This is a genomic window from Paenibacillus sp. XP01 (genome assembly GCF_057364885.1).
In genome coordinates, this window is the sequence record NZ_CP139481.1 from 4,849,781 (window position 1) to 4,862,483 (window position 12,703).

13 protein-coding genes and 1 other annotated feature are annotated in these 12,703 nt (G+C 50.7%); of the genes, 1 reads left to right on the forward strand and 12 read right to left on the reverse strand.

The genetic code is table 11. The features are described from left to right. Nucleotides 1–16 precede the first annotated feature (16 nt). The 7 genes from SNR34_RS21850 to lspA form a co-directional block, all read right to left on the reverse strand. Nucleotides 17–319, reverse strand: coding sequence for a permease (locus tag SNR34_RS21850; protein ID WP_486180167.1), 303 nt, complete (start codon nt 317–319; stop codon nt 17–19). Between the two features lie 4 nt (nt 320–323). Beyond that, nucleotides 324–653, reverse strand: coding sequence for an EamA family transporter (locus SNR34_RS21855; protein WP_236416602.1), 330 nt, complete (start codon nt 651–653; stop codon nt 324–326). Beyond that, the gene (locus SNR34_RS21860) at nt 641–1,285 is read right to left on the reverse strand and encodes an HAD family hydrolase (protein WP_339273835.1); all 645 of its coding nucleotides are present in this window, start codon (nt 1,283–1,285) and stop codon (nt 641–643) included. Before SNR34_RS21860 ends, SNR34_RS21855 begins: the two co-directional genes overlap by 13 nt. A 25-nt stretch (nt 1,286–1,310) precedes the next feature. Further along, complete coding sequence (locus SNR34_RS21865) at nt 1,311–2,204, reverse strand: decaprenyl-phosphate phosphoribosyltransferase (protein ID WP_236416739.1); 894 nt, start codon at nt 2,202–2,204, stop codon at nt 1,311–1,313. Between the two features lie 201 nt (nt 2,205–2,405). Then, entirely contained in the window at nt 2,406–3,659 is a 1,254-nt protein-coding gene (locus SNR34_RS21870; protein ID WP_339273836.1) for an LL-diaminopimelate aminotransferase, read from the reverse strand. A gap of 106 nt (nt 3,660–3,765) precedes the next feature. Beyond that, nucleotides 3,766–4,668, reverse strand: a complete 903-nt coding sequence (locus SNR34_RS21875) for an RluA family pseudouridine synthase (protein ID WP_236416740.1) — start codon at nt 4,666–4,668, stop codon at nt 3,766–3,768. 91 nt (nt 4,669–4,759) lie between these two features. Continuing rightward, nucleotides 4,760–5,254: a signal peptidase II gene (gene lspA / locus SNR34_RS21880; protein ID WP_339273837.1), complete on the reverse strand. Its 495-nt coding sequence runs from the start codon at nt 5,252–5,254 to the stop codon at nt 4,760–4,762. Nucleotides 5,255–5,484: 230 nt separating this feature from the next. On the opposite strand from lspA, the gene SNR34_RS21885 reads away from it, so the two are divergent. Next, complete coding sequence (locus tag SNR34_RS21885) at nt 5,485–6,222, forward strand: TraR/DksA C4-type zinc finger protein (protein WP_236416605.1); 738 nt, start codon at nt 5,485–5,487, stop codon at nt 6,220–6,222. Nucleotides 6,223–6,238: 16 nt separating this feature from the next. Here the strand turns inward: SNR34_RS21885 and SNR34_RS21890 are convergent, their stop codons facing one another. The 5 genes from SNR34_RS21890 to SNR34_RS21910 form a co-directional block, all read right to left on the reverse strand. After that, nucleotides 6,239–6,610 (reverse strand): DUF5665 domain-containing protein, encoded by a 372-nt coding sequence (locus SNR34_RS21890; RefSeq protein WP_486180168.1) that lies wholly within the window; start codon nt 6,608–6,610, stop codon nt 6,239–6,241. A gap of 160 nt (nt 6,611–6,770) precedes the next feature. Beyond that, a complete protein-coding gene (ileS, locus tag SNR34_RS21895; RefSeq protein WP_343261707.1) occupies nt 6,771–9,866 on the reverse strand; it encodes an isoleucine--tRNA ligase in 3,096 nt (1,031 codons plus the stop codon). A 667-nt stretch (nt 9,867–10,533) separates the two neighbouring features. Further along, nucleotides 10,534–10,821 (reverse strand) — a binding site (T-box leader). Nucleotides 10,822–10,878: 57 nt separating this feature from the next. Further along, the gene (locus tag SNR34_RS21900; protein WP_236416609.1) at nt 10,879–11,388 is read right to left on the reverse strand and encodes a DivIVA domain-containing protein; all 510 of its coding nucleotides are present in this window, start codon (nt 11,386–11,388) and stop codon (nt 10,879–10,881) included. 248 nt (nt 11,389–11,636) lie between these two features. After that, nucleotides 11,637–12,419: a YlmH family RNA-binding protein gene (locus SNR34_RS21905; protein WP_236416610.1), complete on the reverse strand. Its 783-nt coding sequence runs from the start codon at nt 12,417–12,419 to the stop codon at nt 11,637–11,639. Nucleotides 12,420–12,433: 14 nt separating this feature from the next. After that, nucleotides 12,434–12,700, reverse strand: a complete 267-nt coding sequence (locus SNR34_RS21910) for a YggT family protein (protein WP_290371453.1) — start codon at nt 12,698–12,700, stop codon at nt 12,434–12,436. Between the last annotated feature and the right edge of the window lie 3 nt (nt 12,701–12,703).

Genomic DNA, 12,703 nt, shown 5'->3' on the forward strand with positions numbered 1-12,703 from the left:
TTTTTTCGTCTGGTCTTTAAAACACCAAAAAGAACAACCCGCCCATGATGCAAGCGACACCCACCCAGCGCAGTGGTCCTACATTTTCTTTGAAAACCCATCGGGCAATCAAGAGTGTCCATACATACGTCAGCGCATTAGCCGGAAGAACTACGGTCAGCGGAAGGAAGCGCAGCAGCAAAATGTTAAGCAACGCCCCCACCCCGTAAAATCCAAGTCCTCCTAACACATGCAGCCGTTTGCGACTGTCGGCGTATGCTTTGAGCCCGGCTCCGCCAATCGCTCCGCAAAGCGTCATGACAACAAGCACAACCGCCATCCAGCTATCGTTCCACACTGGTTAACGTCACCCCGATTCCAAGCAGCAGGACGGCAGCAAGTTTCTGCAGCGTAATGTCCTCCCCCAGCAAAAAATGACCGTACAGCAGTGCGAATACATAACTCGTACACATCAGGGGATAGGCGACCGACAGTTTTTCCAGCGAGAAAGCCTTGATCATCAGCACCGCTCCCAATCCGTAACACGCGAATCCAAACCCAAGGTAGATCCACTCCTCCAGCCCCCACTTCCAGAAGAGCTGGCCCGTTGCCGTCAGGAACGCCGAAAACAGCATGAACATTTTGCCTGTATGGCGTCCTGTCATTTTCCCCATGATAGTTCCTCCATATCTGGCACGCTCCTGTTGATGAAATATCGCCGAGCCACCAAATTCATCACGGGCAGGTCTGAAAGTGAATCAGAATAGGAGCATGAATGTTCATAATCAATGGTCATCCCTTGTTCCTCCAGATAGGACAGGATGCGGCGCACTTTCTCTTCTCCCTTGCAATTGCTTCCCTCGATAGAACACTTGTACCCTGTCCCATCGGGCCGGCGCGCAAGTTCGGTACCGATCACATGATCGACCCAAGATAAGGTCTGAAAATACTTCATGTAGGCATGGGGAGATGCCGTCACGAGCAGCACATGGTACCCTTCTTTCTTGCGCTGCATCATCTCCATATTGGCCTCAGCAAACATCGCTGTGCGGAGCCGACTTTCAAAGAAATGCTCCAGATCAGCCTCGGACATCCGTTCAATTCCTTTAAAATAAGAGCGCTTGACCCGCTCCACTTTCATCAATCCCGCTTTGTAGAGCATGGTATGTAGTCCGATCATCGGAAGCTGCAACGCCAGTGCCGGAAAACGGCGAATGCCATAACTTACAAACTGGAACATGGAATCGCTGCGTATAATCGTTTTATCAATATCGAAAATGGCAATTTTCGTGCTTTTCAAACTCAACCTTGTTCCTCCTTGTTACGGATGGTTATTCAAAAATGGAAAATATAACGATAACCGCAGCCACATACAGAATGACGGTGATCAATATAGGCTTATCCTCAAACAAAACACGGTCGGGAGAGCCGCCTTTGTTCTTCATATGAACCAAATATAGATAACGGAACATGCCGTAAATGACAAGCGGGATCGTCCACATCAAATGAATCGTCCGGTTGGACGTGAACGTAAACAGCGAATAACTGATAATGGTCGCCGTAGTCACAATCGTGTTGAATTGATCGAGCAGCGTAACAGAATAATGATCCAAAACCTTACGATGCGATCCCGTATTGCCTTCCAGCAGTACGAGTTCGTGACGCCGTTTACCGATAGCCAAAAATAGCGACAACAGCATCGTACAGATCAGAAACCATGGCGTAAAAGGAACATGAATCAGCACACCCCCGGCAATCGCACGCAGCACAAACCCGGCGGCAATCGTCATGACATCCATGATCACTATATGTTTGAGCACAAACGAATACGATACATTAAGCGCAAAATAGACGATGCACAACACGCCGAATAATGGGTTTAACATCATTGCCGAGCCTACGGACAAGACCAGCAACCCGATTCCAAACCCAAGCGCCTGACGGGGGCTCACTTGTCCCGATGCGATCGGGCGGTTTCTTTTCACGGGATGCTGGCGATCCCGTTCGCGGTCCACGTAATCGTTCAAAATATATACGCAGCCTGCCACCAGACTGAACAGGAAAAAACCGACGAGTGTGGCGATGACCGTTTCTGTTCGAATTTCCTCAAAAGAAAAAACCAAAGCGGCAAAAAGCAGCAAATTTTTCGTCCATTGCTTTGGGCGCAGCAGGCGGATATACCCCGCCACCACGCTTTCGTCCGTTTTGCTTGCAGATGATGAAATATTTGGACGTGATGATAACAACCTCATCGTCTCCCTTCCCAAAAAACTCCATTAACATTCATTTTACTACACAAATAATAAACGAAAAATAAATAATAAATCACTTGGTACTTTTTGTAAAGACAAAACTAAGAAATTGCGAGACAAAACAAAAAAGAGACCTTTTCGGTCTCTTTTCATATCAACGAATGATTTGACATTTTAAAATTCGAACTGCACGTCGCTCAGGCGGCGTTTGATTTCAGCAATGACACGCTTCTCTTCTTCTTCGCCTTGAGCGATGAAGGTAACCGAGAAACGCACGAAGTTGCCGGCATCATCCCAAGGCACCGACGAAATCAGTTTTTCGCGAATCAGGAACTGGGAGAAATCCTCGCCGGATTCGAAACGGCGTCCGCCAACAACACCCTTAGGAGCTTCGACATACAGGAAGAAGGAGCCTTTCGGTTTCTCTGCTTTGAAGCCAAGTTCGTTCAACGCGGACACGAGCAAATCGTGACGGCGGGAATATTTCTCCGCGATTTTCTCGGTAATTTCCGGATGGCTCAAGCCATAGGCCGCAGCCTTTTGGATCGCGATGAACTGACCGGAATCGTTGTTGTCTTTTACGTCGCTGAACGCTTTGACAACAAGCGGATTGCCTGCCACAAACCCGATTCTCCAGCCTGTCATGTTGTAGGATTTGGACAAGGAATGCAGCTCCACGCCAACATCCTTCGCTCCAGGTACGGACAGGAAGCTGAACGGTTTGTTTCCGTCGTAAGTCAATGCTGCATACGGAGCATCATGTACGACGACAACGCTGTATTTTTTGGCCCACTCGACCACTTCAGTAAAAAACTCAACCGTTGCGGCTGCACCCGTAGGATTGTTTGGATAGTTCAAGTAAAGCAGTTTCGCGCGTTTAGCGATATCTTCCGGAATGGAGGACAGGTCAGGCAGGAAGTTGTTCTCTTTCGTCAATTGAACGTTATACACTTCTCCCCCGAGGTACTTCGTGTGTGTACCCATAACCGGATAGCCCGGAACCGTCATGATGGTCACGTCGCCAGGATTAATAAAGCAGGAAGGCATCATGGCCAAAGCCGGCTTGGAACCGATCGAGTGCACGATTTCCGTTGCGGCATCGATGCCGTCCACGTTAAAAACGTTTTTCAGGTAGGCCGCAGCGGCTTCCTTGAATTCAGGAATACCGTTGTCTGCATAACCGCGGTTCTCCGGTTTGGCTGCTTCTTCAGCCAATGCGGCAACGATGCCTGCATCTGCCATCTCGTCAGGCTCGCCAACGCCGAGGTCAATCAGTTCAACATCCGGAAAATCCTTTTTGGCGGAAGCTTTGGCGCGTTTGATTTTTTCGAATTTATAGATGTTCGTGTCTTTGCCATAGTTAGCGCCACCGATGCGGTCAGCGAAGTTGGTCTGGATGTAGGTTTCTTGATATTTGTCGATACTCATAGCGATATTCATCTCCTCGTTTTGACGCAAGTTTCTATTCCACTATGAAGCATTTACATGGTCTTATCCATGGACAAAACACCCGAACATTTGTACTTTCAGCGCCCTAACGGCTGCGCAATGAGGCGAGAACATCCTCCATGTCCTGCGGCAGCGGAGCCGTGAATTCCATATATTCCCCGCTCGTCGGATGCACGAATCCAAGCACTGCCGCATGCAATGCCTGTCCTTGCATTTTAATACCTTTGTTGCGACCGTATACCGGATCGCCGACCAGCGGATGCCCGATGAATTTCATGTGCACCCGGATCTGATGCGTACGTCCCGTTTCCAGCTTCAGTTCAAGCAACGTATAATCATTGATGCGCTCTGTAACAGTGAAGTGAGTCACTGCATGCTTGCTGTTTCGTTCCGTGACGGTATACATTTTCCGATCATGAGGATCACGGCCAATCGGGGCATCAATCGTGCCTTGATCGTGGCTGAGATGGCCGTGCACAAGCGCAATGTAACGCCGATTTACGCTGTGTTCCTTTAGCTGTGCAGCCAGGGAAGCATGCGCACGATCGTTTTTGGCCGCCATGAGCAGTCCCGATGTGTCTTTGTCGATCCGATGCACGATTCCGGGACGAAGCTCGCCGTTAATGCCTGACAAGTCCTTGCAGTGGTACATCAACGCGTTCACGAGCGTCCCGGACAGATGGCCGGGTGCAGGATGAACGACGAGGCCGCGCGGTTTGTTGACCACGATGACATCGCTGTCTTCATATACGACTTCCAGCGGAATGTCCTCGGCAGCAATCTCCACCGCGGCAGGCTCCGGAATCTCAAGCACCACGACGTCGCCTTCGGACAACTTGGCATTCGCTTTCGTCGCGCTGCCATTGACCGTAACCAATCCATCGCCGATCCACAATTGGACTTGAGAGCGGGATACGTCCTCCAGCGACTCCGTAATATATTTGTCAATGCGCTCCTTTTTATGCTCGGGAGCTACAGTCCATTCCATTCGTTCTTTGCCTTGAAGAAGATCGTCTTCCTGGCCGTATTTTCCCAAAGCGGAGACGTCTTCCTGACTTTTTGCTGCGTCATCAAAACGGTTACTCATGCGTTTCATTCCCTTCAATCTTTGCAGCGGCTTTCTCTCTGCGTCCTTCAAGCAGCGTTTCAAGCACGATCAAGGCCACCCCGATACATATGGCCGAGTCGGCAATGTTAAAGATGGGAAACGTATAACTTCCAAAATTAAGCTGAACAAAGTCAACGACTTCACCGGTCAATGCCCGGTCCAGGAAGTTGCCGATCGCCCCCCCAAGCACCAGACTAAGTGCTACAGGCAGCAATTTGTGCGGACTGTTTTTTACTTTTTGCAAATACCATACCAGAGCAACAACTACAACAATGGTCACCACGATAAAAAACCAGCGTTGGTTTTGCAAAATGCCAAACGCCGCGCCGGCATTGCGGTGAGAGGTAATAACGAAGAAATTGCCGATGACCGGAATTTCGTCGTCGATGGTCATTTGTGTGGCGATCAGGTACTTTGTGCCCTGATCCACCAAAAAAACGATAAAAGCGAGGATATAGTACACCACGTTTTTTGTCACTCCGATCTTGTCTTTTCCATACGATACCAGGCTTTGCGCCAGACTTGTCCATTGTAGCACAGCTGTTTGGAAATCGTCCACGGCCCGTGCGAAAGGCGGCTTCATGGCAAAAAGGATAACATTTTCCTTCTGTATTCCTGCCCGAAATGGCACATCCTACAACGGAGTACACATTCGGCTTAGCAGGTTCAACATATCGCTGCGGAAAGGGGAATACCATGGCACATCTATCACCGGAACAGTTACATTCCTTGCGTACCCAACTGATCACCGAGAAACGGCACATCGAACATCGGCTTGCCGAGAACGAACATTATGGGCTAGGCGATTCAATGAAATTGCAGACCGGCGAGCTTTCCCCCATCGATAATCACCCGGGAGACGTAGGCACAGAAATGTACGAACGTGCAAAAGACATCTCCTTGCTGGAACATGATGAATTTCAGGTGGAACGAATTGCTTCCGCTTTGCAATCCATGGACGAAGGGAGATACGGCATCTGTGTCGTTTGCAGGCAGCCGATTTCCTTTGAGCGTCTTCAAGCCGTGCCTTATACCCAGTATTGCGTCGACCATCAACCCGGCCATGTCTCCAGCGACCGACCTGTCGAAGAACAATTTTTGGAACCTCCCTTTGGCCGAACAAGTTTGGATGAGCGCGAGGACCAAAACGGTTTCGATGGGGAAGACGCATGGCAAATCGTCGAGAGCTGGGGAACATCCAATACTCCGGCCATGGCCGAAGGCTCGGACATCGACAGCTATGATGTGATGTCGATCGAAGCTACAGATGAAGTCGAAGGCTGCGTTGAAGCTTATGAAAGCTTTGTGGCCACCGATATTTACGGACATGACGTATCCATCGTACGCAACCGGCAATACAAGGAATACCTTGAACGAGGCGAAGGCGAAGGATTGCTTGAACCGGATGTCGAATTTTCCGATGATTTATATTGAGGCTGCCCGTTAATTCCTAATACGTATTCAATTCAAGCTGACGCTGAACAATACGAACAATATCGGCTATATAATCCCCCACGATTGGCAGGTTCAATGCACCAAGCATCTGTAATAAATAAATGATCGTCGCTGCAAAAAAAGTAAAGCCGATCGCAATGCCCACTCCTCTGGCAGCTCCGGATAACAGATTAAGCCCAATCAGCTTCCAGGGGCGATACAGCAGCTCCGTATATTGCAAAATGCGGGAACGTTCCAGTTCCTGAGCGATTCGGCTCGTCAGGGTGAACAGCTCCTTTATTTGTTCGTTCGAGTCCAATGCAGGCGGAACGGAAGATGTTGTCTTCGCCTGTGCTTCGGTTGACGGTTTATTCTTTGGTTCAGTCATGATTTCCGCTCATTTCTGTATGGGGTTTATACCATAATGGCAATGTACACCATATAGTCATTGCCCATTTGCCTTAAAATCAAACGAGCCGGGAAACAGGGTAACCCTGACTCCGCGGCTCGTTTGCATGTTTTTCGTATGATATGTTCGGGTACTCCAACTACTCGATCGCTACACCGATGTTTTTACCGGCAGCTTCGACACGTTCCATGGACTCACTGGAACCAAAAACCACGTCCGTCACGAGCACGTTTTCACGCAGCACATGATCGAAAGCTTCGATGGCTGCCTGCAATTCGGCATCGACGTCCAGCGTCAGGCGCACTCTTTTCTCGATCGGCAGATCGAGTTTTTTGCGTGTATCCTGAACCACGCGCACCACTTCGCGAACCAGGCCTTCCTGTTCCAGCTCAGGCGTGATTTCGGTATTGAGTGCAACCGTCAAGCCATATCCTGAAGCGGAAGCAAAGCCGGTTTTGGCTTGTTTTTCAACCAGCAGCTCTTCTTCGGTCACTTGCAATTCTTCCCCATCCGGAGAAACGACATTGAATCGGCCCTCTGTTACCACTTTGCGCGTCTCATCCGGCGTCATGCCTTTGAACAGGTTTTGCAAGAATCCAACGTTTTTGCCATATTTCTTGCCGGCTACTTTCAGGTTCAGCTTCAACGTGAAGTCAACGAAATCGGCGTCGTTATGCTCAGCCCGGATCGTTTTTACGTTGATCTCTTCCTTGATGATGTCCTCATAGTCGGAGAGATTAAAGCCTTTGTCCAGCGAAACGATCAGCTCGGACAACGGTTGACGCGTTTTCACGCCGGTCTCGTTACGCACATTGCGTGCCAACTCAACTACCCGGCGAGCCGTCTCCATATCCCGTTCCAATTCCAAATCGATCAAAGACTCGTTCGCTGCCGGATAGTCATCCATATGCACGCTTTCGCCGTTGCTCAAATTCAGATAGATGTCTTCCGCCAGCATCGGCGTAAATGGAGCCACTAATTTGGCTGTTGTCACGAGCACCTCAGTCAGCGTGCGGTATGCATCCAATTTATCCTCAGTCAGTCCGCTGCCCCAGAAACGATCGCGGGAACGGCGGATATACCAGTTGCTGAGCTCATCAACAAACGCTTCGATCGCTTTGGAGGAGTTCAGATAATCGTTAACGTTCAGCGCCTTTTCAACAACAAGGATCAGGCTGTTCAATCTGGACAGAATCCAGCGATCCAGATTGTGGGCAGACACTTTGAACGGATGTTCTTGCGGATCGAATCCGTCAATCGTCGCATACAGCGTCAAGAATGCATGGGTATTCACCAACGTATCGACCATTTTGGATTTGGCTTCCGCCACGATGCCTTTGGAGAAACGTTTGCTGTTCCATGGCGCGCTGTCCGAGAGCAGGGCCCAACGGAATGCATCGGTACCGAACTCTTCGATGACATCCCATGGATCGATGACATTGCCCTTGGATTTGGACATTTTTTGCCCATTCTCATCCAGCACGTGTCCGGTTGCCATAACCGCTTTGTATGGCGCTTTGCCTGTCAGCAATGTGGAAACCGCCAGCAAGCTGTAGAACCAGCCGCGCGTCTGGTCGATCCCTTCGCAGATCATGTCTGCAGGGAACTGCTGCGCAAAGATATCTTGATTCTCAAACGGATAATGCTGCTGCGCAAATGGCATGGAGCCGCTGTCGAACCAAACGTCGATCACTTCCGGCGTTCGTTTCATTTCGTATTTTCCGCAAGAGCTGAGTACCTTCACTTCATCGACGTAAGGCTTGTGCAATTCCAGGTTTTCCGGTACATCCCCGATCGCGCGAGCACGCAGTTCGGCAATGCTGTGCGGAGCAAACTGTTCGCCGGTCTCCTCGCACACCCAGATGTTCAGCGGTGTTCCCCAGTACCGGTCACGGCTGATGTTCCAATCCACCAGATCTTCGAGGAATTTGCCGAAACGTCCTTCGCGAACGTGACCCGGATACCACTCCACTTCACTGTTGTTGGCGATCAATTGGTCTCTGATCGCAGTCGTTTGGATAAACCAGCTGTCCATGGCGTAGTACAGCAGAGGTGTATCGCAACGCCAGCAGAATGGATAGCTGTGCTCATATTTTTCTTTGCTGAACAAGCGTCCTTTTTCAGACAGATATCTCACGATGTCCACATCGCAATCTTTGACGAAACGTCCGGCAAAATCAGTAACCTGAGCTACGAATTTACCCTCCAGATCAACCATGTTCACAAAACTGATGCCGTTCTCGCGGCAAACGCGATAGTCGTCCTCGCCGTGGGCAGGCGCCATGTGTACGATCCCTGTACCGCTTGCATCGGTTACGAAGCCTGCGCCCAGGATGATATTGGTTTTCTCTGCTTTAATGTAGTTGAATGGAGGATCATAGGTTTTGCCAACCAGGTCGGAACCTTTCAGTGTGCCAATGACTTCATATTCACCTTTTGCGTCTTTCATGACTTTCTCGACCAGGTTAGTCGCCATGATGTACACTTCACCATTCTGGCTTACGCGGGAATATTCCATGTCCGGATTCACCGCAAGCGCAACGTGGGATGGCAGCGTCCATGGCGTTGTCGTCCATGCCAGTACAAATTCTCCGCTGTCATCCAGCTTGAATTTGGCAGTGGCACTGAGGTCTTTAACATCCTTGTAGCCTTGGGCAACCTCATGGGAGCTCAGCGTTGTCTGACAGGAAGGACAATACGGGCTTACGCGATGACCGCGATACAGCAACCCTTTCTCGTGAATGGTCGCAAGGATGTTCCACACGCTTTCGATATAGTTGTTGTCGAGCGTGATATAAGGGTTATCCATGTCCGTCCAGTAGGCGATGCCTTCGGTCAGGTCTCTCCATTGTTGCTCATATTCAAAAACGCTGGCTTTGCATTCATTGATGAACTTTTCCACGCCATAATCTTCGATTTCCCATTTATGAGAGATGCCCAGTTTCTTCTGCACGCCCAGCTCCACCGGCAAACCATGTGTATCCCAGCCCGCTTTGCGCACGACGCGATATCCCTTCATCGTATTGTAACGGCCGATAAAGTCTTTGATGACGCGCCCGAGCACGTGTCCGATATGCGGCTTTCCGTTTGCAGTAGGCGGACCTTCATAAAAAACGAAATTCGGCTTCCCTTCGCGGTTTTCGATCGATCTTTTGAAGGTGTTTTCTTCCTTCCATTTGTTCAGCATGCGCAGTTCTCTTGCGCGGGCCTTCTCTTTGACGTCAACTCTTTGCATGATGATATCTTTCCTTTCGACATTGGTTAATTGTGGACCGTTTCAATCCCCCTAAATCCCCCTTACCAAGGGGGACCCCATAGGCGCTCCGCCCTCTGGACACCCGGCATGGTTTGTCGGGGGCGAGCATGCGGCGCGTGGGTGATACTGCGTGCGGGGAGTCGGCCCTTATGCGGCTGTTCCTTTTCAGGAACGCCCCAGGGCCTCGACTTCGCCGCATGGGGGCTGGCCGATGGCTTCGCCCCATCGGCGCTGGGCTCTCTGCCTGAGGTCCCTGCGGGCCTCATGGGCGTTCGCCTTGGCGGGGCCTTTGGGCCGATGGCTTCGCTCCATCGGCGGTGGGCTCCCTGCCTGAGGTCCCTGCGGGCCTCATGGACGCTCGCCTTGACGGGGCCCTTTGGCCGATGGCTTCGCTCCATCGGCGGTCGGCTCCCTGCCTGAGGTCCCTGCGGGCCTCATGGGCGCTCGCCTTGGCGAGGGCTGGCCGATGACTTCGCCCCATCGGCGGTCGGCTCCCTGCCTGAGGTCCCTGCGGGCCTCATGGACGCTCGCCTTGGCGGAGGCTCTGGCCGATGGCTTCGCTCCATCGGCGGCGGGCTCTCTGCCTGAGGTCCCTGCGGGCCTCATGGGCGTTCGCCTTTTTTAAACACCAAAAAACCCCGTCCCGGAAAGGGACGAGGTTGTGCTCGCGTTACCACCCTAATTCTGTTCATCACAAACCATAACCAAATATCTTGGGTATGCTTTGTCATCAACAGCACTTATGCCCTGCTCAGTATACAGGGTGCCGATATAACGTTCGGCTAACGGCTTCGCTTACGCACGGATACATTAAACCGCTTCAGCGTCGCTTCTCCGGGATGATATTCGGCTATAACCCATCCATTGGCTTGCACCAAACGCCAACTCTCTGAGGGATGCAATCATAACGTACTGAACCCGTCATGGAATCACTATTCATTATGAATATAGTTATAGCCTCTTTACCGGTAAAAGTCAACCAGGCGGGCGTTTAATAAATTTCCTTCATTTCCCGTTCGCGTTCAAGGACTTCTTGTTCCCGGCTCTCCAGCGCTTCCCAACCGTCCTGAGACAACAATTCCAATTGGGCCTCGACCAGCGTACGGAAACGGGCGCGGTAAATGGATGCCTGCTTTTTCAGCTCTTCCACTTCCAAGGAAACTTTGCGCGATTTCGCCAAAGCCTCGTTGACGATTCGGTCGGCGTTTTTCTCCGCTTCCTTCACGATCAGCTGAGCTTCCTTCTTGGCGTTGTTCTTCACATCGTCCGCTGCTTCCTGGGCGATAATGATCGTTTTGCTAAGCGTCTCCTCAATCGTGGCAAAATGGTCCAGCTTCTCCTGAACGGACAGCAACTGATTGGTCAGTTCCTTGTTTTCGCGGATGACGCCTTCGTAATCTTTGATGACTTGATCAAGAAATTCGTTGACTTCATCCTCGTCATACCCGCGCAACCGTCGGGAGAATTCCTTGTTGTGTATGTCCAGCGGCGTTAATGGCAAGCTGTCCACCTCCTGTAAAAGTTCCTTCTCGTGCCGAGAAAGTTTGCAGCATATATAGGTTTCTTACAAAGAAGCCAGGCAACCGGCTTCTTGGAAGATTCCTACGTTTGCATCATGGAATGAGATACGGTGAACCCGGAGGGCCATACAGCATCCCATCCATCCTCATTGTTTATCGGAAACCCCAAATATTTATTTCACCTTTAGTTTAGTTATTTCGACAAGAACAAGAGATTTCCTGCAACGAGCTATGCAAATTTGCCGATTTTTACGCGACAGCGTCCTTTTTTGGTCATGCCATCCAGTTCCAGTACCTTAAACCGACCAAATCCGCGAACGGAAACGACATCCCCTGCGTTGAGAAGCTTGGACGGGTCTTCTTCCACTTTCCAGTTCACGCGGCAGCGACCCGCTTTGATCGGGAGCAGCGCCTTGCTTCGGCTCATCCGGTATACGTCCGCGCAAATGCCGTCCAGCCGCAAAGAAGCAACGGTGATGTCCAGAATCTCAAGCTTCGTTTCCGACCATCGCAATTGATCCAGCGGCAGCAGCTCGGTAAATACGTGCACACGATGCACCTGATTCATTTGCAGCGATAAAAAAGCGCTGGTTTCCGACGCTACCACAGCGTGGCACCCGTCTTCCAGCACTTGGATATCCCCGATTTTGCCGCGTTTCATGCCAAGCCCGAGCAAAGCTCCCATGTAGTCGCCGTGCTCCAATTCGGCAATTTTGGAGTCATCGGACGAAATGCTAAGCACCTGCATATTCATATCTTCATCGTCAAGGTAGCGGTAATCCGGGGCGATCAGAGCACGCTTTCGTTCGGCGGACGCGTATCCGCCGTCAAAACGCACTTGGACATCCGTCCGCCGATTGACTAGCGTTTGCAGTATAAACATCTGCCTGGGATCCAAAAAATCCGTCAGCCGGGTGTCATGCCTTTCCCCGGCACGTTCCACCCATTCCGCTGCTTTATCCACGAAATCCCGTTCATCCGGCGTAAAATGTTCATATATTCCATTACCCATGGTCGGTTCCTACCTTACATAAAACGGAGAAGAATGGACTTCAAGCCCACTTCCGCCAATTGAAGTGTAATCAAGGCCACGATCGGCGAAATGTCCAGCATTCCGAATAACGGCGGAATAAACCGCCTGAACGGGCTCAGGAAAGGTTCAACGAGTTTGGCAAGCCATTCTCCGACAGCGCTCTCCCGAGCATTGGGAAGCCACGACAAAAGCACATACGCAATAATCATGTAGAGGTAAATTTGGAACGCGATGGATACGACACTATAAATTAGACTCAAAAA